The organism is Massilia sp. PWRC2 (assembly GCF_049896725.1).
GTDB lineage: Bacteria > Pseudomonadota > Gammaproteobacteria > Burkholderiales > Burkholderiaceae_D > JAFCUW01.
In genome coordinates, this window is record NZ_JAFCUW010000004.1 from 213941 (window position 1) to 237497 (window position 23557).

The following is a 23557-nucleotide window of genomic DNA, read 5'->3' on the forward strand; positions in this document are numbered from 1 at the left end:
ACAGGCGATATCTCGAGCTTACACCCCAAGGCATGAAAAGTGTACGGAATACTATGTCGTCATGGTGTAGCATACGACAATCATATTTCATGGGTTTTCCGTACATGCTTGTCGGATACATGCGGGTTTCGTCCGAGTCTGACCGCCAAAACACCAACCTGCAGCGCGACGCGCTGCAGGCGGCGGGCGTCGATGCCCGGCATCTTTACGAAGACCGTGCGTCCGGTTCCAAGGATGATCGGCCGGGCTTGGCCCAGGCGCTTGAATTCTTGCGGCCTGGTGATGTGCTTGTCGTCTGGAAGCTAGATCGGCTCGGCCGCTCATTGCCGCACCTACTTTCCATCGTAAACACGCTCAAAGACAAGCAGGTCGCCTTTCGATCACTCACGGAAGGAATGGACACGACGACAGCTTCCGGCGAATTGCTGTTCCATGTTTTCGGCGCGCTGGCCCAGTTCGAGCGGGCGTTGACCAAGGAACGCGTGACCGCCGGGCTTGCAGCCGCGCGTCGGCGCGGTCGTGTCGGTGGCCGCCCCCCATCAATTACTGGCGAAAAATTGGAGTCCATTCTTGCCGCACTACGCGACGGAATGTCCAAGGCTGCTGTCTGCCGAACCTTTGGGGTCAAGCGAACCACGCTGATTGAAACCATTGCGCGAATTGGCGGAGCGGGGCCAACATGAGGTGCCTATGCGTCGACAGGATGACGTAACGTATGGCGCGTCGCTCGGTACTTTCCGCAACGGAACGGGAGAGCCTATTGGCACTCCCGGAGGCCGAAGACGATCTCATTCAGCATTACAGCTTCACCGAGTCCGATTTGTCCATGATCCGGCAGCGCCGCGGCGACGCCAACCGAATCGGCTTCGCCGTCCAATTGTGCCTGCTGCGCTACCCTGGCTATGCGCTGGCTGGCGACATGCTGGTACCGGATATGGTGATTCAATGGGTCGCCCGCCAGGTACGAAGCGATGCCGCCACTTGGCAGGAATACGGGGTGCGCGAAAAAACGCGGAATGAGCATTTGCATGAGTTGCGCGCCTATCTCGGATTGTCACCGTTCGGGTTGACGGATTTTCGGAAGCTGGCGCACAGTTTGGCTGACCTTGCCATGCAGACTGACAAAGGCATCGTGCTCGCAAGCCATGCCTTGCAAACGTTGAGGCAGAAACGCATTATCTTGCCGGCTCTATCGGTCATTGAGCGTGCTTGCGCGGAAGCTGTGACGCGGGCCAACAGGCGCATCTATCGGACGTTGATCGAGCCGCTGGAACGACATCACCGAAGCGGGCTGGATAACCTGCTCAATGTTGCGCCGGACATAAAAATCACTTGGCTCGTATGGTTGCGTCAGTCACCACGCAAACCGAATTCCCGCTACGTGCGGGAGCATATCGAGCGCCTCAAGATCTTCCAGTCGCTCGCCCTGCCGGAGGGACTGGGCCGGCATATTCACCAAAACCGTCTGCTGAAGATTGCGCGTGAAGGCGCGCAGATGCAACCGAGTGACCTTGCCAGATTTGAGGACGAGCGGCGCTATGCCACACTGGCAGCACTGGCCATCGAGGGCATGGCCACCGTGACGGACGAGTTGGTCGACCTGCACGACCGCATCATGGTCAAGATGTTCAGCGCCGCCAAGAACAAGCACCAGGAGCAGTTCCAAAAGCAAGGCAAGGCGATCAACGACAAGGTACGTCTGTATTCGAAAATTGGCCGTGCGCTGGTCAAAGCCAAAGAATCCGGCGGCGACCCATATGCCGCGATCGAGTCCGTGCTGCCGTGGACTGAATTTGAACAAAGCGTCACCGAGGCCACCCAGCTCGCCCGGCCCGCCACCTTTGACCATCTACAACTGATTGAAGAGCAGTACAGCACATTGCGTCGCTATACGCCCGAATTTCTCGACGTGCTCAAGCTCAAGGCGGCGCCCGCAGCACAAGCGGTGCTCGACGCCATTGATGTCGTGCGCAAGATGAACACGACCGGAGCGCGCAAGGTACCGGAAGATGCGACCATCACATTCGTCAAAGCCCGCTGGAAACCGCTCGTCATCACCAGCGATGGCATCGACCGCCGCTTCTATGAGATATGCGCACTGTCCGAACTGAAGAACGCCCTGCGCTCCGGCGATATTTGGGTGCAGGGCTCGCGCCAGTTCCGGGATTTCGAGGAGTATTTGCTGCCACCGGAAAAATTCAGCGAACTCAGACAGACCCGCACGCTGCCCATTGCAATCAACCCTGACCTCGACCAGTACTTGCTCGAACGCGTGATGCTGCTGAACCAGCAACTGGCCACGGTCAACCGGCTTGCGCTGGCCAATGAACTGCCGGACGCCATCATTACCGACACTGGCCTCAAAATCAGCCCGCAGGACGCGGTGGTGCCCGAGTCGGCCCAGGCACTGATCGACCTCACCAGCGCGATGCTGCCACGCATCAAGATCACGGAACTGCTGATGGACGTCGACGACTGGACCGGATTCACCCGCCACTTCGTCCATCTGAAAAACGGCGAGCAGGCCAAGGACAGGACACTGCTGCTGTCGGCGATTCTTGCCGACGCCATCAACCTCGGCCTGACCAAGATGGCGGAATCGAGCCCCGGCGCGACCTATTCCAAGCTGTCGTGGTTACAGGCCTGGCACATCCGTGACGAAACCTATTCGGCCGGCTTGGCCGAACTCGTCAACGCTCAATCCTGTCACGCGTTTGCCGCTAACTGGGGCGACGGCACCACGTCTTCATCGGATGGCCAGCGCTTCCGCGCGGCCGGCCGGGCCGAAAGTACCGGACACATCAACCCGAAGTACGGCGCCGAACCGGGAAAGATGATCTACACGCACATCGCCGACAACTACGCTCCGTTCAGCACCAAGATGGTCAACGTCGGCGTCAGGGATTCGACCTATGTGCTCGACGGATTGCTGTATCACGAATCAGACCTGCGCATCGAGGAGCACTACACGGACACCGCCGGCTTCACGGACCACGTGTTCGCGCTGATGCATACGCTGGGCTTTCGCTTCGCGCCACGCATTCGCGACCTCGGCGACACGAAGCTGTACATTCCGGGCGCCATTGCGGACTATCCAGGGTTGAAGTCCATGATCGGCGGTACCCTGAACATCAAGCACTTGCGCGCGCACTGGGACGAAATCCTGCGCCTGGCGGCGTCAATCAAGCATGGCACCGTCACCGCATCGCTCATGCTGCGCAAGCTCGGCAGTTATCCGCGCCAGAACGGTCTGGCGATCGCGCTGCGTGAACTGGGCCGCATCGAGCGCACGCTGTTCATTCTGGACTGGCTCCAAAGCGTCGAGCTACGCCGGCGCGTCCACGCCGGATTGAACAAAGGGGAGGCGCGCAACGCGCTGGCCAGGGCAGTCTTCATCCACCGGCTGGGCGAAATTCGGGACCGGAGCTTTGAACAGCAGCGGTATCGTGCCAGCGGCCTGAATCTGGTGACGGCCGCCATTGTGCTATGGAACACCGTGTACCTGGAGCGGGCCACGCAGGCCTTGCGCGAGTCAGGCAAGCTGGCCAAGGACGACATGCTGCAATACCTTTCGCCCTTGGGCTGGGAACACATCAATCTGACCGGAGATTACGTCTGGCGTCAGAATCGGAAGAGCGACGATGGACAATTTCGGCCGTTGGGGTTCCGCAATAATGAGTGAATTGGCTTAGCGCCCGATTTTTTCCGAATCCTGTGTGCTCCCCTGCCTGATTGCCCCCAAGATTCTCGCCAGTCGATCAAGGGTTTACTGGAGACGCACTAGGGAACCACTTATATGGACGTCCCTTGGATTGCAAGCTTTAGCAGCATAAAGTGTCAACGGAGGTTGCAGTCTTATATACGGCCTGTTTGTGCAGGCGTTTCATCCTGCTGGCCCTGATGGCATTCGCGGGCAAGGCTCCTATCTGATCATCGGGCTTAACGGCCCTTTTCCCTATCGGAGTGTCCTTGCCCAGGTATGACCTGTTGACCCATCATTTTGCTGTTGCGTGCTCTCCCTTACAACGCTGTTGGTAGGTTTGCAGTGAGCAGATTTTGCGTGTTGTTCACGTCGCCAGTTCACCGGGATTCCATCTACCCTGATCAAAGGCTGCGCCTTTGGTCAGGACCGCCCAAGCGGTGCGCGCCAGTTTGTTGGCCAAGGCAGCGACGACCACACAGTATGGCCTGCGCTGCAACAGCGCACTTACCCATGCGGATCGGCCACATCGGGCAATGATGGCTCTGGCGCCGTGCATTAATAAGGTACGCACGTACGGATCGCCCCGTTTGGAAATTCCTAGTTGTCGGATCCTTCCACCCGTGCCCGTCTGTCGTGGCGTCAAACCCAGCCAGGCGGCAAATTGTCGGCCACTACAAAAGCTGTGGATATCGGTAGCGGTGGCGGCCAGTGCCGTCGCCGTCAACGGGCCAAAACCCGGAATCGTCTGTAGCACCTGCATTTGTGGATTGGTTTTAGCTAAAGCAACCAACCGTCGATCAAGCTGGTCGATGTCTTCCTGCAGTTTGCCAATACGCACAAGTTGCTCCATCACGCTGTCGGAAATGACACTTGGCAGCCGGTCTTCTGCCTTGGCAAGCTCTGGCTTGATCTTCTCCAGCAAGGCGTGATGACCTTCTGGTAGAACAATGCCAAATTCGTAGAGGAGCCCGCGAAGGGCATTGGTCTGCATGATGCGCATCTTCATCAGTTGGGAGCGCATTCGGTGCAGAGCAAGGCAAGCCTGCTGTTGTTCGCTTTTGACCGGCACTGCGCGGATGTGGGGTTGTTGCGCTGCCACCCAAATTGCCTGGGCATCACGGGCATCGGTTTTGTCGCGTACGACAAAAGGGCGTACCTGTTTAGCCGGCAGCAGCTTCGCCAGATGACCGTGGGCTTGCAAGATACGTCCCCAGTAGTGGGCTCCTCCACAAGCCTCGATGGCAACGAGCGCAGGCTGACGATTGACGAAGAATTGCAGGACCTTGTCGCGCTTGAGCTTGGCTCGCTCGATCTCACCGGTTTCGCAATCCACGATATGGATCTGAAACACATTCTTGGCGATGTCCATTCCGATGACAGGCAGTTCTGCGGTACGTCTCATGATCGGCCTCCAATTTGGATGATGGTGACGAAACTCCAATTTCGCACATCGACGCCGTCGCTGCTAGATCTTCGCTAGCGTATCGGCACGTTCAGGAGGGACGTCCATACCATCTGATTAATTCATGACGGCGGCCTCGGCACACGAAAAAAGCGCCCAGCTGCGTTGCAAATCCTCGCCATGCCCGGGCATGTCTGCGGTATTGCGCCTTGCCGAGCACCTTTTTCGGGACCGATTCCATCCGCCAGAATACATCAGTGCCTCCCTAGCGTTCTTTCTACGCGAACATGAGGTCCAGTTCATCTTGGCAGTATTCAGTGCTGTCCCTAAAGGGTTCCGCTCTACTCCTTCGTCTGCACCGTATGTCGAGGGCAATCCGAGTTACTGGAGCGGGGAAGAGTGCGATCCTCAACTTGATGGAGCGTTGTTTGAAATCGCCTGTTGGGACAGTAGCGGAACCATCCTCATCAACTTGGCTGCGCAAGCTGCTCAATCGTTCGTATCAAAATTTACTGACATGCGTCCTTTGGCGACCGCCCGGCTCTGATTGCTGCTCGAAGGTCCGCTTTGGGTCGAAATCAGCCGGTCGGAACAGGCAGGTTTCGGCCATGACCATTCATTCCAAAGTTGGCCGTGATCATGCCATTTTCGCCTGAAACGTGAAATTTTATGGAAAGCAAAATCAGGTCTGCGCCTTGCATGTAATGCATTGTTCGACTGCAGCTTTGCATCCCCGTTCCACTGCCCCTCAAACCCCTACCACGCCAGGGCCAGCAGCCGCGCCGCCATGCGCGGCCAGCACAGGCGCGCCAGTTCGCCGCGCGCGGCCCAGCGGTAGCCGTCCGCTTCCGGCGTTGGCAGCCCGGTGAGGTGATGGGGAAAAAAGCTGGTGCAGACAAGGGCATCAAGGTCGGGCACATCGTTTTCACTGTGCACCCGGTACAGATGCAGGCGCTTGTCGGGCCGGTAGGCGAATTGGCCGAGGTCTTCAAAGCGGCCGGCGTCAAACACGCAAATGCCGGCTTCTTCACGCAGCTCGCGCATCGCCGCTGCCAGCGGCGTCTCGCCGTCATCCTGCATGCCTTTCGGGATGTCCCAGCGCGCGGTGCCGGTGACGTGGCACAGCAGCAGCAGGCCAGCCGGATTGACGATCAGGGTGCCGCAGGAGACTGGCAGCTGCGACGACATTGGCCGCGATGCCGTCATGCGCGCGCCAGCAGCGCGCGTTCAAGCGCTTCGATGCTGACCGGCTTGGTCAGATGGTGGTCGAAACCGGCGCTCACTGCCAGCGCGACATCGGCCGGCGCGCCCCAGCCGGTCAGCGCCACCAGCAGCACCTGTTCGAGGCCGGCGCTGGCGCGGATGGCGCGCGCCACCTCGTGACCATTCATGCCAGGCATGCCAATGTCGAGGATCACCAGGTCCGGCTGCATGCTCTGCGCCAGCGCCAGGCCGGCGCGGCCGTCGAAGGCCACCCGGCTGTGATGGCCCATCAGCTCGAGCAGCGCGGCCAGGCTGTCGGCAGCGTCGGCGTTGTCGTCCACCACCAGTACGCGCAGCGCGCTGCCAGCGCCACTGGCAGCGTGCGGCGTGCTTGCCAGCGGCGCCGCGCCGCCCAGCGGCAGCCGCACGGTAAACGTGCTGCCCTCGCCGCGCCCTTCGCTCGCTGCCTGCACCGAGCCGCCGTGCAGCTCGACCAGCCGGCGCACCAACGACAGGCCGATCCCCAGCCCCCCTTGCGCCAGCTCGCGGTGACTGCGCACCTGGGTAAACAGGTCGAACACGCTGGCCAGCGCATCGGCGCCAATGCCAACGCCGCTGTCGCGCACCGTCACCACCGCCTGCGCACCATCGCTGCCGCTTTGTTCAAAGGCGTCGATGCTGATGCGGCCACCGGGCGGGGTGTACTTGGCGGCGTTGTTGATCAGGTTACTGAGCACCTGCACCACCCGCGTGCTGTCGACGTCGAGCACGATCGGCTGCTCGGGCACCTTGACGCTCAGGGTGTGGCCGAGCGCATCGATCATCGCGCTGTTCGATTCGAGCGCCATGGCCACCAGCGTGTGCAGGGCCACCGGCGCTTTTTTCAGTTCGATTTTACCGCGCGTGATGCGGGCGACATCAAGCAGGTCGTCGACCAGGTGGATCAGGTGGCCCAGCTGCCGATCCATCATGCCGGTCACCCGCGCGCGCATGGCGCTGTCGCCGTCTTTCAGGCGCAGCAGATCGAGACCGCTGCGGATCGGCGCCAGCGGGTTGCGCAGTTCGTGCGCCAGGGTGGCCAGAAACTCGGACTTGCGGTGATCGGCCTCGGACAGGTCGGCGGCGACCCGGTGCAGGGCGTCTTCGGCGCGTTTTTGCTCGGTGATGTCGCGCGTGACGGTGGCCAGACCAATGATGGCGCCACGTTCATCGACCACCGCGAATCCCTTGAAATACACCGGCACCACGGCGCCGCTATCGAGCCTGGCAAAGCGCAATTCGCCCTCCCAGCGGCCGATGGCGCCGGTCAGCGCCGGCAGCACCTCGTGCTCGAGCTGGTCGCGGCAGTCGGGTGCAAAGAAATCGACCAGCCGGTAATCGGACATGCGCGCATCATCGGCCATGCCGGAGAGGCGCCGGCCGGCCGGATTTAAGAACATGCCGACCGTGTCGGGACTGGTAATACCAATAAAATCGGGCGACTGCTCGGCCACCGCCGCCAGCCGGCGGATGCCCTCCTGCGCCATGCGGCGCTCGGTCTCGTCGCGGAAGTACAGGGCGATGCCGCCGTCCGGGGTGGGGTAGCAGTTGATCTCGAACCAGCCGCCGCGCGGGTCGTACCAGGCGTCGAACTTGACGGCCACGCGCTCGCTGGCGCAACGCCGCACGCCCTGTTCGATGACGCCGCCGGCCATGTGCGAGAAGGCGGGCCAGAAATCGAGGCCAATCAGCGCCGCCTGCGCCAGCGCCGTCACCCCTTCCATGGCGCGGTTGGCAAAGGTGATGCGCCAGCGCGCATCGACGGCGATAAAACCTTCGCTGATGCTCTCGAGGATATTGTGCGAGCGCGCTTCGGCAGCCATCCGCTGCGCCGCCTCGTGGCGCTGGCCGATCACCAGCGAGGCGGTATTGGCCAGCATTGCCAGCGCCGCGTGTTCGTCATCGTTCGGTGCGCGCAGTTCGCGGTAGTACCAGCAAAATACCCCCAGCACCGCGCCCGACGGCGCCAGGATCGGCATCACGCGACAGGCGCGCAGGCCATGCACGCGCGCGAGCGCGCGAAAGCCGGGCCAGCGCGGATCGCCATCGATATCGTCGACGGTGACGGTCTCGCCAGTGGCCGCCGCCAGCGAGCCGGGACCGCTGTCGGCCGCCGGCTCCAGGCCATCGAGGGCATCGAGAAAGTCTGCCGACAGCGATGGCGCGGCCACATGACGCAGGCGCGGACGGGCGCGCTCGCCGTCGGCCAGGCGGATTGCCGCCAGCCCGGCGCCGCCCGCATAATCTTCCGCCGTATGGGCCAGCACATCGAGCACATCGCCCAGCGGGGCGTCGCTGACGGCCAGCTCGAGGGCGCTGCGCTGGCCCAGCGCCAGCAGGCTGGCCTGGGTGCGCTCGGTGACATCGATGCCGTGCACCAGCACCCCGGAGATGGCGCCGTCGGCCTCGCGCATGGCGGTGTAGACGACGTCGACATAGCGTGGCTCGAGCAGTTTGCCGCGCTGACGCCGCAACAGCAGGCGTTCGGCGTAGCGCTCGCGCGGCTGGCCGTCGGCGTAGACGGCGTCGAGCTGTTCAAAGAAATCCTGGCCGGCCAGTTCAGGCAGCGCCGCGCGCGCTTCGCGCTCCTGCAGTTCGCGCTGGCCCACCAGTTCGGCAAAGCACTGGTTGACGAACTCGAAGCGGTGGGCGGCGCCGCGCACCACGCACATGAACGCTGGGGCGCGCTGAAAAATGTCGACCAGCTGTTCACTGGCCGCTTCGACGGCGGCAAACAGGCGCTCGCGCTCGGCCTCGATGCGGTCGATCTGCTCGGCCGCCAGCCGCTCGACGGTGGCGTCACGGAAGATCTTGGCGAAACCGCGCAGGGTGCCGCCGTCGTCGCGCATCGGAACCAGCACGCCATCGGCATAAAAGCGCTCGCCGTTGGCGCGCACGTGCCAGCGCTTGTCGAGCGCGCGGCCGCTGGCCAGCGCGCGCGCCATCTCTTGCTGGGGGATGCCATCGGCGCGGTCCTGCGCGCTAAAAATCATCGCCACGCTGTGCCCGCGCGCCTGCTCGCCGGCGGCGCCGACGATGTCAGCGGCGCCGCCTTCCCATTCGGTGATGATGCCGTCGGCGTCCATGCCGATGAAGGCGTAATCGCGCGCGCTGTCGAGAATCAGGCCGATGCGCTCGTCGCGCAGGCGCAGGTCGGCCCGATAACGCACTTCGCGATGCGCAGCCAGCGCCAGCGCCTTGCGGTGCAGGTCAAGCAATACCGCCACGCGCGCGCGCAGCACCACCGGGTTGCACGGTTTGCTGACATAGTCGACGGCGCCCAGTGCATAGGCCTGTTCGACGGGGAAATCGGCAACGTCGTCGCCCAGCAGGAAGATGATCGGCACCGCCTGCATGTGGGGGTCGGCGCGCAGCACGGCGGCCGTGGCCATGCCGCCGGGCGCCGGTGCATGCACATTGAGCACGATGACGGCCAGCGCGTGCAGCGCGGCCGCCCGCACGGCAGCTTCGCGCGAAGCGACGGCGATGACCGCGCCGCCATGCTCGGCCAGCAGGCCGCGCAACAGCGCGGCCAGGCTATCGAGACTGACCGGCTGTTCATCGACCAGCAGGATGTTGACCGCGGTGGCGATGTCGGCCTGCTGGTTGGCCTGCTTTTTAGCCTGCTGGTCGGTCATCGGACTCGGTGCCTGTTCGTCGGATCGTGCAGCTGCCGGCGCACAGCGCTTAAAAGAAATCGGATTGCAATAATGGGCTCGCTTTGATCGGTACAATGCCGCGCGCCGTGCGCCGCACACCGGCGCGATGCGCGATTGATAATGTACGGAGCGCCTTCGCCGGTGTCAACATCGTACGGCGTGCGCTACGGTAGGATCAATCTTACACCCATGCAGGATGACTGCCTCTTTCGTTACTGCATCTTATTTTGCACACTGCGTGCTGCACCGACCACCAAGACCAGGCCATGACCCCGCATATTGCAGCCGCCGCCGCCGCCGTCACCACGCGCACCCATGACGGCGACGGCAGCGCCCACCACGCCCTGCTCCGGCTGGGACGCTATCTCGACAATGTCGGCTACCGCCACACCGCCGTCAGCGCCGCGTCGCACCAGCTGGTGGTCAGGCGCCCCGCGGCCGCAGCGGCCACCCTGAACGACATTTTCGGCCTGTCGCGCCGGTTCAGCGCCGAGCATGTCGATGCGCGCGTGTGGGACGCCATGAATGAAGCGGGGATCGTGCGGCGCGATGGTGCCGGCTGGCGCAGCAAGCTGCGGGTGGCAAGCGCGGCCCCGCTGCCCTCCGCCGCGACGCCAGCCCGGCCCCTGCTGTTTTTTCACTCGGCTTATCCGACGCTCGACGAGCACGCCGTGTTCTTCGACCCCGACACTTACCGCTTTATGGGCGCACTGCGGCGCGCACTGCGGCCAGCCCTGGCCCTCAACGCGCACAATGTGCGCCGCGCCATCGACGTCGGCTGCGGCGCCGCTGCGGGCGCCGTGCTGATCGCCCGCCAGTGGCCGCAGGCCGAGGTGCTGGCGGTCGACCTCAACGAGGCCGCCGTGACACTCGCTGCCGTCAATGCCGCACTGGCCGGCGCCCACCGCGTCGGCGTCGTCCACGGCGACGCCCTGGCCGCCGTCGACGGTCATTTCGACCTGATCGTTGCCCACCCACCCTACCTGCTCGATCCGCTCGGCCGCCTGCTGCGGCATGGCGGCGGCGTCCATGGCGAACAGCGCGCGTTCGATATCGTGCAGCAGGGCTGCAGCCGGCTCGCCGCCGGCGGTCGCTTGCTACTCTATGCGGGGGTGGCGATCACAGGCGGCTGCGATCCCCTGCTGGCGCGACTGGCGCCGCTGCTCGCCGGCAGTCGCTTTGAGTGGCACTACGAAGAAATCGAACCCGACGTCCACGGCGACGAACTGGGCGAACCGCTGTACGCCGCGGCCGACCGCATCGCCGCCATCTGGCTCGAGGTGCGCCGCCCGCTGTCGTAAGCAGCCAGGGTGTGCCGCGGCCGCCGCAGTCGGAAGTTTCTTTAAACCAATTCTGAGTAGAATGCGCGCGCACAGCAAGGTGACGGCGCCCTGCGGTATAGTGGCAGCGCGTCTTTTATCAATGCGTAATCAATGAGCAGTTAATGAGCAGTTAATGAGCAGTTAATGAGCAATCCGTAGCACAGCGGGCCGGCGGCGCCGCCTCGTTTTCCCATCGTCCCGCCAGCCCAGCGAGGTGCGCCCATGGCAGACCAGCAAACAATTCCCACCCAGCCAGCCGGCCCGCTGCGCTTTCGTACGCTGCTGTACCGCTTCATGTTTTTCGGCTGGATGTTCGCCGACCTCAGCGCCACCCGCAATCTCTACGAGCGCCATGCCGCCGCCCGTCATAACCGCTACATGAGCCGTTACCTGCCCGTCTACCTGCGGCGCTGGTCGGTGCTGACGGCCTGCGATTTTTTTCTCGGCCTGCTGTTCGAACGGGCCTTGCAGGCCAGCGTACTATCGGCCTGGTTCTTCACCTGGTCGTGCGTGAGCCTGACGGCGATGGTGGTCATTTCGGTCGCCTGGCTGATGTTGTCGCACTCGCGCCTGTCATAGCGCGCAGCGGCTGCACTACTCTGGCTGGTAAGGCTTTCTCTGCTGCGGCACGCCGTCGGCGCTGAAGCGGGACGCCGTCGCCAGGCTGGGCACACCAAAGCCCATGCCGTGCAACACTTCGCACATCTCATCGATGGTGTCCTGCAGCTGATCGGCCAGATCGAATGGCAGGTCAAAGTGGGCCAGCGGGGCGCCGTCGCCGTTGCGGTACAGCGCCACCCGCAGGGCGACGTCGTCATCCTGCGCGAACGGGCCCACCACGGCGCTGGCCTGGCTGATCTCGAGGGCGTGCTCGACCAGCGCGGCGCCCAGCTGTGACATCAGCATCAATATGTCGCCTTCGGCCATGGCCTGGCGGCGGGCGGCAAAAAACTGGTTTTGGTACAGAAAATTGATGGCGACCCCATTCGGATCGCTGGCCACGCAGGCGCGCAGCAGCGTATCGGCCATCAGGGTCCACTGGCGGTAGCGTTCGAGGCGGGCGGCGAACCAGGCGTCGGCGGCAGGGCCGTCGGCGGCCACCGCATAAAACGGGTCGTCGAGGCGACGGCGGACGAAGCCGAGCAGAAAGCGCAGCTCGGTGACGGGCCCGCCATCAGCCTGCGGCTGCGGTTCTTCGGTGTCGTCAATGGCGGCGATGCTGCCGCTGAGCGCCGGCGTTGCCACCATTTTCTTCTCGCCCATGGTGGCGGCCACCTCGCGCAGCATCTCGTTGAGTTCCGAGTAACTGATACGGTCGATCTCGTCGACATCGTACAGGTGACTGATCAACACCACCGTGGCCGATGGCGCTTCGAGCTGCGCCTGCTGAAAACTGGCGCGCAACAGCTCGAAGCCGGCAGCGTCCTGGAACGCTTGCGCCCGCTTGAGGCCACCGTTGCTATTAATAAACATCGGGATCAGGAAAGCGTCGATCTCTTCGGCCGGCTTGCCGTCGCTGCGCAGCACGATGGAGGCAGCCGCTTCTTCGATCTCGCCACGCAGCAGTGCGTAGGCATCGACATCGTCGAAGCGGGCATGCTCGATGGCGCCGTACAGCACTTCATCGTGCTTCTTGCGCAGCGCATTGCGCACCATCTTGTGCAACTCGTCGCGCTTGGCGGCCAGCGCAGCGCTGTCGCCGTCTTCCTGCTCGGCCACTTCCAGGGCCAGCACGGCGAGGTCTTCGACCAGTTCATCGGTGCGGTCGACGCTAGGGGCAGGACGGGGACCGGGTTGACGGCGCACTGGCGGCTTGTTCTTAGGCATGGTGGACTCTGCTCGATTGTGATCGACGCATCATAACAAACCGCGCCAGCGGACGGTCAGCAATCAAAAAACCACAGAAGCCGTCAACCAATGTGACTTTCCAAGATAATTTTATGACATTTGATCAAACCGCCATCAATTAAAAGTTATCAGTGTGCTGGCTAACATTGCGCATTGTCTCACCTTGCTATCTTGGCAGCTCGATACAACACCTTTTGAGACGGGATACACACCATGAACACGTTGAAGCGCAAGAACCTCTGGCTAGGCTCGATGATTACCGGTCTGGTGCTGGCAGGTGCATTCGCCCCTGCCCAGGCATCGAGCCACCGCGAAGCTCCATTCATCACCAAATCGCCAAAAGTGGACGGCACCGACTTCTACATGTTCCGCAGCTACGCCGACAAGCGCGATGGCTATGTGACCATGATTGCCAATTACCAGCCCTTTCAGGATTCCTACGGCGGCCCGAACTTCTACCAGTTCGACGAAAATGCCCTCTATGAAATCCACATCGACAACACCGGCGATGGCAAGGACGATTTGACGTTCCAGTTCCGCTTCAAAAACACCTCAAAAAAGACCGCGCTGACCATCGGCGGCAAGTCGGTGCTGATCCCTTTGATCAATTCCTCGACCATCGCCGGCGTCAATCCGGCCTCCCTGAATGTCCGTGAAACGTTTACCGTTGACATGGTCAAGGGCGACCGCCGCGGCGGCACCCGCACCCGCCTGTCGTCCACCAGCGGCGGCGTCACCGAGTTCGACAAACCGGTCGACAACATCGGCGACAAAACCTTTGGCAGCGCCACCGCCTACGAAACCTATGCCAACCAGCATATCTACGACATTTCCTTCGGCAGCTGCGGCACCGGCAAGGTGTTTGTCGGCCAGCGCAAGGAGCCGTTCTACATTGCTGTCGGCAAAATCTTTGACCTGTTCAACCTCAATCCGCTGGGCGCTGAAGTCGGTGCCAACCGCAACGACCTGGAAGGCAAGAATGTCAGCTCGATCGCCATCGAAGCACCGATCGCCTGCCTGACCAACGGCACCGAGCCAGTCATTGGCGCCTACACCACCGCCAGCCTGCGTCAGGGCCGGCTGATCAACGGCGCCCCCGCCACTGGCTTGAACAACGCCAGCAAGGAAGGCGGCGCCTGGACCCAGGTGTCGCGCCTCGGTATGCCACTGGTCAATGAAGTGGTCATCGGCCTCGACGACAAGGACAAGTTCAACGCCTCCAAGCCGACCGCCGACACCCAGTTCCTCACCTATGTGACCAACCCGGTGTTCCCTGCCATCGTCGAGACCCTGTTCCCGGCCGCCAAGGCGCCGACCAATTTCCCCCGCACCGACCTGGTCGCCGCCTTCCTGACCGGTATCGCTGGCGTCAACCAGCCGAAAACGGTGGTGCCGGCTGAAATGCTGCGCTTGAACACGGCGATCGCCGCCACCCCTGCCGCCTCGCAACTCGCCCTCGGCGTGGCTGCTGGCGACAATGCCGGCTTCCCGAACGGCCGTCGTCCAGCCGATGACGTCGTCGACCTGACCGTGCGTGTCGCCATGGGTGCCCTGTGCGCACTGACCGGTACTGGCGACGCCCTCAAGGTCGGGTGCAAACCGAGCGATGCCCCGGCCGGCGCCCTCAAGTTCACCGATGGCGTGCGCAAGACAGCGGCCGATTTCAAGGGCGACTTCCCCTACCTGAATACGCCGATCCCGGGCAATCAGTAATCGACCCTGACCATCCACATCTCGAGGAGCATTCATGAAGCACACTTTCACTAGCATGCGCAAGCCGGCCGTCCTGGTTGCCGTCGCCCTGCTCGGCTGCGCGGCACTGGTCGCCTGCGGCGGCAGCAACGACCATGGCACCCCGGTCACGGGCGGTCCCGGTCAGGTCGACCCGGTCGACGCCTTCTTTGCCCTGGTCCAGGGCCAGGTCTCGCTGGCGGCGGAAACCACTGGCGAGCCGATCAGCATCGACAGCGTCACCGCTACCAGCAACGAAGACAAAGAGCCAGTTGTACTGCCCTGATCAGGCAGGCGGACAGGCAGGTCGTCAGAGCCGGTGCCGTCACTGGCGACCGGTGTGACCGGCCTGACCGGCTTTAAATAAGCAATCAGCACCATGGCTGGAATCGTGCTCGCGCAGGTTCCAGCTTTTTTTTGCAAGGACCGCATGAAGCTGTTATCTCTTTACCTTGTCTGCACGCTGGCCGCGTGGCTGGCCATTGCCGGCAGCGCCGCCGCGACTGCCCATATTCCCCAGGACGGTCGGCAAGTGGTCGAACGCCTGCCTGGCCGCGCCGACCCGGTGCAGCGCGAACTGTTGCAACTGCGCGCAGAATTGAGCACGAACCCGACTGACCTGGCGCGCGCGGCCGCGCTGGCGCGCCGCTACATCGAGCAGGCGCGCATCGATGGCGATCCGCGCTACCTCGGCTACGCCCAGGCGGCGCTGGCGCCGTGGTGGAAACAGGCCGCGCCGCCCGACGAAGCGCTGGTGCTGCGCGCCACCCTGCGCCAGAGCACCCACCAGTTCACACTGGCGCTGCAAGACCTCGACACCGTGGTCGCGCGCGACAGCGACAATGTACAGGCCTGGCTGACCCGCGCCACCGTGCTGCTGGTGACGGGCGACTACGCCGCCGCCAGGACCAGCTGCCTGCGGCTGGTCTCGCGCGCGCCCAAGCTGGTGGTCGACACCTGCCTGGCCAATATCACCAGCGTCAATGGCGAAGCGCGCGCCAGCTATGCACGCCTGAAGGCAGCGCTGGCGGCGGCGCCCGCCACCCAGACAGCCATCAAGAGCTGGGTCGAAACGCTGCTCGCCGAGATGGCCGAACGCGCCGGCCTCGACGCCGAAGCGCAGGCGTACTATCGCAAGGCGCTCAAGGAAGACAAGCCTGACAGCTATCTGCTGGGCGCCTGGTGCGACTTTTTGCTCGATCGCGGCCGCGCCGCCGAAGTGGTCGCCTTGCTCAAAGACCGCACCCGCATCGATGCGCTGCTGCTGCGCTACGCGCTGGCATTGAAGGCGCTGGGATCGCCCGCGGCGGCGGCGCAGACAGCGGTACTGAAAAGCCGTTTTGAAGCTGCCATGCTGCGCGGCGACACCGTGCACCAGCGCGAACAGGCCAGGTTCGAACTGGCGTTGCGCGGCGACGCTGGCAGCGCCGTCAAGCTGGCCATGCTCAACTGGGCAGTTCAAAAGGAGCCGGCCGATCTGCGCATCCTGGTCGAAACGGCCGTCGCCAGCGGCGACAAGGCTGCCGCCAAACTGGCCAGCGACTGGATCGCCCGCACCCGCATCGAAGAACGTGCCATCGCGCCCTTGCTGCCGCAGCTGCGGAGCCGATTATGAGCGGCTGCCTGCACGCGCTGCGGCTGGCGGCGCTCATCGCCATGATGGCATGCACAAGCGCGCCGGCGCTGGCCCACAAGCCCAGCGACAGCTATCTGACCTTGCAGGTACAAGGCCGCCAGGTGACGGGCCAATGGGACATCGCCCTGCGCGACCTCGACATGGCGATCGGCCTCGACGCCGATGGCAATGGCGAGCTGACCTGGGACGAGGTCAAGGCGCGCCACCCGGCGATTGCCGCCTATGCGCTCTCACGCCTGCGCCTGGCCAGCGGCGACGGCGACCAGTTCGCCTGTCCGCTGGCCGTCAGCGCCCAGCTGCTCGACGACCACAGCGACGGCGCCTACGCCGTGCTGCAGCTCGCGGCCACCTGCCCGGCTGCGGTGACAACGCTGAACGTCGATTACCGGCTGCTGTTCGATATCGACCCCCAGCACAAAGGCTTGCTGCGCCTGGAACACCGCGCCGATGGCGCCGCCTCCACCACAAACAGCAGCACCAGCAGCACCAGCAGCACCAGCACCAGCACCGCCATCTTTACCCCCGACGCCAGCCGCCAGCGGCTTGCCGTCGCCGGGGCCTCGCGCTGGACCCAGTTCATCGATTACGTCCGCCATGGCATCTGGCACATCTGGATCGGCTTCGATCACATCCTGTTCCTGCTGTCGCTGCTGCTGCCGGCTGTGCTGCTGTTCGGTGTCAGCGGCAACATCCGCCGCGCGCGATGGCAGGGCGGCGCCAACTTTCGGGCCGCCTGTATCGATGTGCTGAAAATCGTCACCGCCTTCACGCTGGCCCATTCGATCACACTGAGCCTGGCCGTCCTGGGGGTGCTGTCGCTGCCTTCGCGCGTGGTGGAGTCGGCCATTGCGCTGTCGGTGGTGCTGGCCGCGCTCAATAACATCTGGCCCTTGTTCCCGCGCCGGCGCGCGCTCGCCGCGTTCGCGTTCGGCCTGATTCACGGCTTCGGCTTTGCCAGCGTGCTGCTCGACCTCGGCCTGCCGGCGGCCAGCCTGCTGCTGTCGCTGGTGGGCTTTAATGTGGGCGTCGAGCTGGGCCAGCTGACCATCGTGGCGATCTTCCTGCCGCTCGCTTACCTGGCCCGCGACAGCGCGTTCTATCGCAAGATTGTGCTGGTCGGCGGCTCGGCAGTGATTGCCGCCATTGCCCTGGTGTGGCTGATCGAGCGCGTGCTCGATTTGAAGATCATCACGCCATGATCAAGATCAGGCGCATGATTTGCCTCATGGGCGGCGAACGCGCCGGACGGTGTTTGCTGGCCGCCTTTTTTATGGCCGGCGGCGTCCTCCATTTTTTGCTGCCGGCCACCTATGCGAAGGTGATGCCGCCGTGGCTGCCGTGGCACGGCGCGCTGGTGGCAGTGAGCGGCGTGGCCGAAATCGCCGGTGGCGCTGGCGTGCTGCTGCCCGCCGTGCGGCGCGCCGCCGGCCGGGGCTTGATCGCCTTATCGGTCGCCGTTTTGCCGGCCAATGTGCAGATGCTGCAGGATGGCCTGGCGGCCGGCCGCCCTGACTGGCAGCTGGCCTTGCTGGTGCTGCGCCTGCCCCTGCAGGCGGCGCTGATCTGGTGGATCTGGCTGGTGGCGGCGCGCGTACATGCAACGCCCGAGGCCTGACGTTCTGACGTTCTGACGTTTATACTGAGCCGTTACCACCATCCGCGGGAGCAGCCCTTGTCTCACGAATCGAACCCGTCTGACGAATCGAAGCTGTCGCGCGAATCGAAGCCGTCGCCGCCATCGGTCCTGGCATCGATGTTCAAGCTGCGCCAACACGGCACCGACACCCGCACCGAGCTGGCGGCGGGTTTGACCACCTTCCTGACAATGGCTTACATCATTTTTGTCAACCCCGCCATCCTGCACGATGCCGGTATGCCGCGCGAGGCGGTGTTCGTCGCCACCTGCCTGGCGGCCGCAATCGGCAGCGCCATCATGGGGTTGTACGCCAATTACCCGATCGGCATGGCACCCGGCATGGGCCTGAACGCCTATTTCGCCTACACGGTGGTGCTCGGCACGGGCGTGGCGTGGCAGGCGGCGCTCGGTGCCGTGTTCCTGTCCGGCTGCCTGTTCGTGCTGGTGAGCGTGCTCGGTCTGCGCGGCATGATCGTGCGCGGCATCCCGCTCTCGCTGCGCACTGCCATTGGCGTTGGCATCGGCCTGTTCCTCGGCCTGATCGCCCTCAAAAGCGCGGGGCTGGTGGTGGCCCATCCTGCCACGCTGCTCAGCGCCGGTGACCTGCACAAGGCGCCAGCGCTGATGGCGGTGTTTGGCTTCCTATTGATCGTCACCTTGGACCACCTGCGCGTGCGCGGGGCCATCCTGATCGGCATCGCTGCCGTCACCGCGCTCAGCTTTGTTTTCGGCGATAACCAGTTCAAGGGAGTGTTCGCCGCCCCGCCTTCGCTGGCGCCCACCTTCATGCAGATGGACCTGCGCGGCGCCCTGTCGATGGGCGTGGTCAATGTGGTGCTGGTGTTTTTCCTGGTCGAGCTATTCGACGCCACCGGCACCCTGATGGGGGTGGCGGCACGCGCCGGCCTGCTGGCCGATGGCAAACTGACACGCCTGAACCGCGCCCTGCTGGCCGACAGCGCCGCCATCGTCGCCGGCGCCATGCTGGGCACCTCGAGCACCACCGCCTTCGTCGAGAGCGCGGCCGGCGTCCAGGCGGGCGGGCGCACCGGGCTGACCGCAGTGACGGTCGCCCTGCTGTTCCTGGCCTGCCTGTTCATTGCCCCGCTGGCCGCCGTGGTGCCGCCATACGCCACCGCGCCGGCGCTGCTGTTCGTCGCCTGCCTGATGCTGCGCGAACTGGACGACATCGAATGGGACGACAGCACCGAAGCGGTGCCGGCGGCGATCACCGCGCTCGCCATCCCGTTCACCTATTCGATCGCCGAAGGGATCGGCTTTGGCTTCATCACTTACGCTGTGCTCAAGCTGTGCAGCGGCCGCGCGCGCGCCGTGGCGCCGGTGGTGTGGATCATTGCGCTACTGTTTGCCGGCCGCTTTGCCTGGCTGGCCTGACCCGGTCAGGCGGCCGCTGCCAGTGCAGCCGCCACTGCACTGGTGTCAAGGGGCCGCACCACGCGCGCGACTTCGACGCCGTCATTGAGTACCACCACCGTCGGCCACAGCTTGACCTTGAAAGAGCGCCCCAGCTTGCGGCCGCTGCCATCTTCCACCTTGATATGGCGGGCGCCCGCCGCTGCCACTGCCGCCGCGATATGCGGCGCCGCCGCCTGGCAATGGCCGCACCAGTCGGTGCCAAAATCGAGCGCGACCAGCGCCGCCAGGGCGTCGATCTGACTGCGTTCGGGTTGCTCTGCCTGATAGTTGTTCAAGATATATACCTCTCCATGTGGCGTCCGATGAACCGGCCGATGTATCAACTGGTGTATCAACTGATGTAGCGACCGATGTATCGACGACGTTGACGATCATGTGTCGCCGGGCTTGCAATATGCCACACCACTGCATGTCTCGCGCCGGTGTCAGCGATCGCCATGGTGCACGCCGGTGCGCTCGGAAGTGACTTGCTGAAACTTCCCCACTTTACGGTGAAAGCGCTATTTTGCCATGCGGCATGTCAGGCGAGCGCATCGCCACGCTACCCCGCACACCATCGCCGTCGCCAGATGTACTTTGAAAGCACGATTAAATATATACTCGATCGCAGTTGACTCATTGGTGATCGAACCATGCGCGCACAAGCGGAAACTGCAGTGGGAACAGAGCTGGCAACGCCGCCGGGAACTGCGCACGCCGTCGTGGTGGCAGACGCGCAGGCACGCTTTTCTGCCGCCCTGCACAATACCAGCCGCGCCTGGCGGCAAGCCATCGATCACCGCCTCAAGGATTTGGGCGTGAGCCAGGCCGCATGGATGACCATCGCCATGGTGGCCAAGGCGGCCACGCCGCTGTCGCAAAAGCAGCTGGCCATGTTGTTGGGTGTAGAGGGGCCAACGATCGTCGCCATGGTCGACCGGCTGGTGGCGTCCAGCCTGGTGCAACGGCGGGCGTCGCCCCACGACCGCCGGGTCAAGTTGATCGAACTGACCGCCGATGGCCACACCATGTATGCCAAGGTCAAGCAGCGCGCCGACTTGTACCGTGCCGAGCTGCTGGCGCACAGCGATCCGGCCGCCCTGCTGGCCGCTACCAGCCTGCTGGAACAGCTGCAGCAATCGATTGCCGACGGCGCGACACTGCCCTGACCAACCCTCGCTGACGGCGTTTTCGGCTTACCCTGGCGGTGTGCTCAGGCGCTCATCCGATTCTCCGCCCGGATCGGCCGCACCACCGGCATCGCGCGCGAAACCGTAGTCGCGCTCAACCCGGCAAATACGCACGCGGTAAGCGCTGTACCAGCTGGAACGTCCGAGCTGTTGGGCCAGCTGATGTTCGCTGTCGCGCTTCCAGTTGCTGATTGCTTGCAGGCTGTCCCAGTAGGACACCGTGATACCGATCTCCTCGCGGGCTGACTCGACGCCCAGGAACCCTGGCTGGCGCGCGGCGCTGTCGAGCATCAGCGCTGCCATGGCGCCATAGCCGTCATCGCTGCCGCTCCGGGTGGCAGCGCGCGTCCCTGCATCGGCAACGGCATCGCTGCTGTCGGCAGCGCCAGTCTGCAGGTGCCGCAATGAAGTGAAGATGACGGCGTAATACGGCGGCACCGGCGTAGCGGCAATCGACATGCAGGCTCTCCATCATCAAAGGATGGCCATTCTTACTCATCTGTAAGAAGAAGGCAACGCCGCCAGCGTGCGTATGTCGACCAGCATGGTCTGCGCCTGCAAAAAAGCGGGGCTGTAAATTTCACGGACGTCGCCGTTCCTGTCGATCAGGTACATTTTGAGCAGGTGACTCAAGGACACCTGCGCCGGCGCGCCGTCGTCTGCATCTGCCTGCATGCCTGCCACATCGTTGACATCCTGACCAAAGCCAGCGAGCACGGCTGCCAGCTGGCCTGGCGACTGCGTGGTCAGAAAATACCAGCGCGGATGGGCATCGGCACGGGCGTCCATCCCGCCATAGCTGCGCATGACGTTGAAAGTATCGTGGCTGGGGTCGAAACTCATGCTGACGAAGCGTACCTGCCCGCGCAGCTGGCGGTCCTGCTCGATGGCCGCTTTGAGCTCATGCATGGTGGCCAGCGCCAGCGGACAGCCACGCTCGCCGCTGCAGGCTGTGTAGATCAACGCAAACAGCGTGACCTTGGCAGTGGTGAAGTCGGCCAGCGGATGGACGCTGCCGTCGCTGTCTTGCACCTGCGCTACAGGGGTGTGCATGATATGGTCGAGCACATAGCTGCCCGCAGCTGGCAGCAGCAGCGGTCGGATGACCGTGCTGGCAGCCGTGTGGCTCGATGGCGCAGTCCGTACCGGCAGCGACAGCGGCAGCGACAGCGGCAGCTCAGGGTCCGGCCGGTTTGCTGGCAAGCTGCTTGCTGCCAGCTGCGTCAGCGCCAGCAGTACGAGCGGCGCCAGCACCGGCACCAGCGCCGCCAACAGCACGGAAAGCCGCCCGGAACGCAGCGCGGGAAGCAGCCCGTGCGCCAGCGCTAAGGGACGCAGGCGCTGGAGTCGCATATCGGCCGCCTATTGCGCCTTCGTCAGCGCCGCGCTCGCTGCGCGAGTGGACGGCGCCTGTTTCGATGGCGCCCCGTGCAGCGCGGCTGCGCCCAGCTTCATGTGATGTGCCCGGCCCAGCCGCAACTGGTAGAAATCGACCTTCCAGGTTTGCGTGAGCTGTTTGCCATCCCAGGCGAACAGCTTGACGAACTGCTCGTCATCGGCGCCCTTCTTGTCCCATTTCGACAGCAAGGACGAGCTGATGTAGACGCGGCTGCCATCCCAGCTTTGCGACACCATATTCACTTGCGATCCCGTGTGCTTGACGTAGGTTTGTACGGGCGCTTCCGGTCGCGACAAATCGAAGCGCCGCGTATTGCCATCCATAAAAGTGTTGACCCATAGCGCCTTGCCATCGGCACTGATGGAAATATCGACTGGCAAAGGGGTCTGCGCCGGGTCGCCAATCACCCCCACCGATGTGGCTTGCCACAGGCCCTGGTCGTCTTTCTTGATCAGCCACAGGGTGGCAGTGAGGGCGCTGGCGGTGATGGCCCAGTCGTCACCGGCTTGCAGCGACCAGCGAATTTCCAGCGGTGCCCCGGGTACCTCGAAAATCTGCGCCGGCGCCATCGATTTCAGATTCCACAGCACCATGGTGGCGCCGAAGCGCTTGATGGCGGCGCCGTCTTTGATCACCTCGCCAAGATCGCGCATATAGTTTTGGTAACCGGTAAAACTGGAGGTGAGCATGGCGTTGCGCGCTGGGTTGATGGCGATATCGTAGCCATAACCATCGCCGCCATGGGCAGTGGGCATGGCGATGGTGCGCAGGAAGGTGCCATCGTTGCGGTACAGCGCCATGCCGGTGCGGCCGCCGTGATCGCGGCTGTTCGACAGCGCACCGATCAGCATGCGTCCCGGCAGCGCATAGAAGGTATGCGGCCCCACCAGGCCGGCGCGGCTGCTGAAGTCGGTGATGGTGCGCAGCAGACGCGGCCTGGCGGGGTCACTCTGCAGGTCGAACACATAGATGCGGCTGTCTTCGAGTCCGCCCGCCCACAGGAAGCGGCGGTCATCGGTAAAGCCCACGTGATGGGCTTCGCCGCGGCGCCCGACCGAGACCGAGGCAATTACCTGGCCGTAACGGCGCGAGGCCGGATTGACGTCAAGCGTAACGAGCTTGTCCCAACCGTCTCCCAGCCCGGCCACCCCCAGCGTCCACACATACAGATAATCTTCCTGCCCCTTGATCAGGTTCGACAGATACGGCGAATTGCAGGTTTCATCGGCGCGCACCGATGCCGCGCTGGCCAGCAAGGCCAGCAAGGCCAGCACCGGTGCGCAGGCATGCAGCCACCATTCCCACCCCCATCTCCATCTCCATATGACGCGCATCGGCAGCTCCATAAAGCGGTAAAAGACAGCGCCATCTCC

Annotated in this window: 20 protein-coding genes; 12 read left to right on the top strand and 8 right to left on the bottom strand. The window is 63.7% G+C overall.

Annotated features, from left to right (window positions below; genetic code table 11):
* The first annotated feature begins 119 nt into the window (after nucleotides 1-119).
* A complete protein-coding gene (locus ACP7BZ_RS10480; protein WP_426113091.1) occupies nucleotides 120-683 on the top strand; it encodes a recombinase family protein in 564 nt (187 codons plus the stop codon).
* Between the two features lie 32 nt (nucleotides 684-715).
* Nucleotides 716-3682, top strand: coding sequence for a Tn3 family transposase (locus ACP7BZ_RS10485; RefSeq protein ID WP_426112787.1), 2967 nt, complete (start codon nucleotides 716-718; stop codon nucleotides 3680-3682).
* 385 nt (nucleotides 3683-4067) lie between these two features.
* Here the strand turns inward: ACP7BZ_RS10485 and ACP7BZ_RS10490 are convergent, their stop codons facing one another.
* Nucleotides 4068-5105, bottom strand: a complete 1038-nt coding sequence (locus ACP7BZ_RS10490; protein ID WP_426112789.1) for an IS110 family transposase — start codon at nucleotides 5103-5105, stop codon at nucleotides 4068-4070.
* 124 nt (nucleotides 5106-5229) lie between these two features.
* Between ACP7BZ_RS10490 and ACP7BZ_RS10495 the strand changes: the two genes are divergently transcribed.
* The gene (locus ACP7BZ_RS10495) at nucleotides 5230-5652 is read left to right on the top strand and encodes a hypothetical protein (RefSeq protein WP_426112791.1); all 423 of its coding nucleotides are present in this window, start codon (nucleotides 5230-5232) and stop codon (nucleotides 5650-5652) included.
* 209 nt (nucleotides 5653-5861) lie between these two features.
* On the opposite strand, the gene ACP7BZ_RS10500 is transcribed toward ACP7BZ_RS10495, so the two are convergent.
* Together ACP7BZ_RS10500 and ACP7BZ_RS10505 are read right to left on the bottom strand one after the other, a co-directional pair.
* Complete coding sequence (locus tag ACP7BZ_RS10500) at nucleotides 5862-6311, bottom strand: NUDIX hydrolase (RefSeq protein ID WP_426112793.1); 450 nt, start codon at nucleotides 6309-6311, stop codon at nucleotides 5862-5864.
* Entirely contained in the window at nucleotides 6308-9985 is a 3678-nt protein-coding gene (locus ACP7BZ_RS10505) for a PAS domain-containing protein (RefSeq protein WP_426112795.1), read from the bottom strand. Before ACP7BZ_RS10505 ends, ACP7BZ_RS10500 begins: the two co-directional genes overlap by 4 nt.
* A gap of 287 nt (nucleotides 9986-10272) precedes the next feature.
* Here ACP7BZ_RS10505 and ACP7BZ_RS10510 point away from each other — a divergent pair, with 287 nt between their 5' ends.
* Both ACP7BZ_RS10510 and ACP7BZ_RS10515 read left to right on the top strand, forming a co-directional pair.
* Nucleotides 10273-11307, top strand: coding sequence for a methyltransferase (locus ACP7BZ_RS10510; RefSeq protein WP_426112797.1), 1035 nt, complete (start codon nucleotides 10273-10275; stop codon nucleotides 11305-11307).
* 243 nt (nucleotides 11308-11550) lie between these two features.
* Complete coding sequence (locus ACP7BZ_RS10515; RefSeq protein ID WP_426112799.1) at nucleotides 11551-11907, top strand: hypothetical protein; 357 nt, start codon at nucleotides 11551-11553, stop codon at nucleotides 11905-11907.
* Nucleotides 11908-11922: 15 nt separating this feature from the next.
* On the opposite strand, the gene ACP7BZ_RS10520 is transcribed toward ACP7BZ_RS10515, so the two are convergent.
* Nucleotides 11923-13155, bottom strand: coding sequence for a DUF2863 family protein (locus tag ACP7BZ_RS10520; protein WP_426112801.1), 1233 nt, complete (start codon nucleotides 13153-13155; stop codon nucleotides 11923-11925).
* A gap of 234 nt (nucleotides 13156-13389) precedes the next feature.
* Here ACP7BZ_RS10520 and ACP7BZ_RS10525 point away from each other — a divergent pair, with 234 nt between their 5' ends.
* The 6 genes from ACP7BZ_RS10525 (at nucleotide 13390) to ACP7BZ_RS10550 (ending at nucleotide 19574) form a co-directional block, all read left to right on the top strand.
* Entirely contained in the window at nucleotides 13390-14889 is a 1500-nt protein-coding gene (locus ACP7BZ_RS10525; protein ID WP_426112803.1) for a DUF4331 domain-containing protein, read from the top strand.
* Nucleotides 14890-14923: 34 nt separating this feature from the next.
* On the top strand, nucleotides 14924-15193 hold the full coding sequence (locus ACP7BZ_RS10530) for a hypothetical protein (protein ID WP_426112805.1): 270 nt from the start codon (nucleotides 14924-14926) through the stop codon (nucleotides 15191-15193).
* Between the two features lie 144 nt (nucleotides 15194-15337).
* Nucleotides 15338-16522, top strand: a complete 1185-nt coding sequence (locus tag ACP7BZ_RS10535; protein ID WP_426112807.1) for a hypothetical protein — start codon at nucleotides 15338-15340, stop codon at nucleotides 16520-16522.
* Nucleotides 16519-17742, top strand: coding sequence for a HupE/UreJ family protein (locus tag ACP7BZ_RS10540; RefSeq protein ID WP_426112808.1), 1224 nt, complete (start codon nucleotides 16519-16521; stop codon nucleotides 17740-17742). Before ACP7BZ_RS10535 ends, ACP7BZ_RS10540 begins: the two co-directional genes overlap by 4 nt.
* A complete protein-coding gene (locus ACP7BZ_RS10545; protein ID WP_426112810.1) occupies nucleotides 17739-18158 on the top strand; it encodes a DoxX family protein in 420 nt (139 codons plus the stop codon). The genes ACP7BZ_RS10540 and ACP7BZ_RS10545 overlap by 4 nt, the downstream gene beginning before the upstream one ends.
* A 138-nt stretch (nucleotides 18159-18296) precedes the next feature.
* Nucleotides 18297-19574 carry an NCS2 family permease gene (locus ACP7BZ_RS10550; RefSeq protein WP_426113093.1) on the top strand — a complete coding sequence of 426 codons (1278 nt, stop codon included), beginning with the start codon at nucleotides 18297-18299 and terminating at the stop codon, nucleotides 19572-19574.
* Between the two features lie 5 nt (nucleotides 19575-19579).
* On the opposite strand, the gene ACP7BZ_RS10555 is transcribed toward ACP7BZ_RS10550, so the two are convergent.
* Complete coding sequence (locus tag ACP7BZ_RS10555; protein ID WP_426113095.1) at nucleotides 19580-19894, bottom strand: thioredoxin family protein; 315 nt, start codon at nucleotides 19892-19894, stop codon at nucleotides 19580-19582.
* Nucleotides 19895-20248: 354 nt separating this feature from the next.
* Between ACP7BZ_RS10555 and ACP7BZ_RS10560 the strand changes: the two genes are divergently transcribed.
* Nucleotides 20249-20764, top strand: coding sequence for a MarR family winged helix-turn-helix transcriptional regulator (locus ACP7BZ_RS10560; RefSeq protein ID WP_426112812.1), 516 nt, complete (start codon nucleotides 20249-20251; stop codon nucleotides 20762-20764).
* A gap of 27 nt (nucleotides 20765-20791) precedes the next feature.
* On the opposite strand, the gene ACP7BZ_RS10565 is transcribed toward ACP7BZ_RS10560, so the two are convergent.
* From ACP7BZ_RS10565 to ACP7BZ_RS10575, 3 genes are read right to left on the bottom strand one after another with little or no spacing between them, the layout of a single operon-like run.
* Complete coding sequence (locus ACP7BZ_RS10565) at nucleotides 20792-21244, bottom strand: antibiotic biosynthesis monooxygenase family protein (RefSeq protein ID WP_426112814.1); 453 nt, start codon at nucleotides 21242-21244, stop codon at nucleotides 20792-20794.
* Nucleotides 21245-21280: 36 nt separating this feature from the next.
* A complete protein-coding gene (locus tag ACP7BZ_RS10570; protein WP_426112816.1) occupies nucleotides 21281-22138 on the bottom strand; it encodes an SCO family protein in 858 nt (285 codons plus the stop codon).
* Between the two features lie 9 nt (nucleotides 22139-22147).
* Nucleotides 22148-23518, bottom strand: coding sequence for a selenium-binding protein SBP56-related protein (locus tag ACP7BZ_RS10575; protein WP_426112818.1), 1371 nt, complete (start codon nucleotides 23516-23518; stop codon nucleotides 22148-22150).
* Between the last annotated feature and the right edge of the window lie 39 nt (nucleotides 23519-23557).

What these genes read in the sequence shown, in the direction of transcription:
- ACP7BZ_RS10480 (WP_426113091.1), top strand. Translation starts at nt 120, where the DNA reads ATGCGGGTTTCGTCCGAGTCTGACCGCCAAAACACCAACCTGCAGCGC.
- ACP7BZ_RS10485 (WP_426112787.1), top strand. Translation starts at nt 716, where the DNA reads ATGGCGCGTCGCTCGGTACTTTCCGCAACGGAACGGGAGAGCCTATTG.
- ACP7BZ_RS10490 (WP_426112789.1), bottom strand. Translation starts at nt 5,105, where the DNA reads ATGAGACGTACCGCAGAACTGCCTGTCATCGGAATGGACATCGCCAAG.
- ACP7BZ_RS10495 (WP_426112791.1), top strand. Translation starts at nt 5,230, where the DNA reads ATGACGGCGGCCTCGGCACACGAAAAAAGCGCCCAGCTGCGTTGCAAA.
- ACP7BZ_RS10500 (WP_426112793.1), bottom strand. Translation starts at nt 6,311, where the DNA reads ATGACGGCATCGCGGCCAATGTCGTCGCAGCTGCCAGTCTCCTGCGGC.
- ACP7BZ_RS10505 (WP_426112795.1), bottom strand. Translation starts at nt 9,985, where the DNA reads ATGACCGACCAGCAGGCTAAAAAGCAGGCCAACCAGCAGGCCGACATC.
- ACP7BZ_RS10510 (WP_426112797.1), top strand. Translation starts at nt 10,273, where the DNA reads ATGACCCCGCATATTGCAGCCGCCGCCGCCGCCGTCACCACGCGCACC.
- ACP7BZ_RS10515 (WP_426112799.1), top strand. Translation starts at nt 11,551, where the DNA reads ATGGCAGACCAGCAAACAATTCCCACCCAGCCAGCCGGCCCGCTGCGC.
- ACP7BZ_RS10520 (WP_426112801.1), bottom strand. Translation starts at nt 13,155, where the DNA reads ATGCCTAAGAACAAGCCGCCAGTGCGCCGTCAACCCGGTCCCCGTCCT.
- ACP7BZ_RS10525 (WP_426112803.1), top strand. Translation starts at nt 13,390, where the DNA reads ATGAACACGTTGAAGCGCAAGAACCTCTGGCTAGGCTCGATGATTACC.
- ACP7BZ_RS10530 (WP_426112805.1), top strand. Translation starts at nt 14,924, where the DNA reads ATGAAGCACACTTTCACTAGCATGCGCAAGCCGGCCGTCCTGGTTGCC.
- ACP7BZ_RS10535 (WP_426112807.1), top strand. Translation starts at nt 15,338, where the DNA reads ATGAAGCTGTTATCTCTTTACCTTGTCTGCACGCTGGCCGCGTGGCTG.
- ACP7BZ_RS10540 (WP_426112808.1), top strand. Translation starts at nt 16,519, where the DNA reads ATGAGCGGCTGCCTGCACGCGCTGCGGCTGGCGGCGCTCATCGCCATG.
- ACP7BZ_RS10545 (WP_426112810.1), top strand. Translation starts at nt 17,739, where the DNA reads ATGATCAAGATCAGGCGCATGATTTGCCTCATGGGCGGCGAACGCGCC.
- ACP7BZ_RS10550 (WP_426113093.1), top strand. Translation starts at nt 18,297, where the DNA reads ATGTTCAAGCTGCGCCAACACGGCACCGACACCCGCACCGAGCTGGCG.
- ACP7BZ_RS10560 (WP_426112812.1), top strand. Translation starts at nt 20,249, where the DNA reads ATGCGCGCACAAGCGGAAACTGCAGTGGGAACAGAGCTGGCAACGCCG.
- ACP7BZ_RS10565 (WP_426112814.1), bottom strand. Translation starts at nt 21,244, where the DNA reads ATGTCGATTGCCGCTACGCCGGTGCCGCCGTATTACGCCGTCATCTTC.
- ACP7BZ_RS10570 (WP_426112816.1), bottom strand. Translation starts at nt 22,138, where the DNA reads ATGCGACTCCAGCGCCTGCGTCCCTTAGCGCTGGCGCACGGGCTGCTT.
- ACP7BZ_RS10575 (WP_426112818.1), bottom strand. Translation starts at nt 23,518, where the DNA reads ATGCGCGTCATATGGAGATGGAGATGGGGGTGGGAATGGTGGCTGCAT.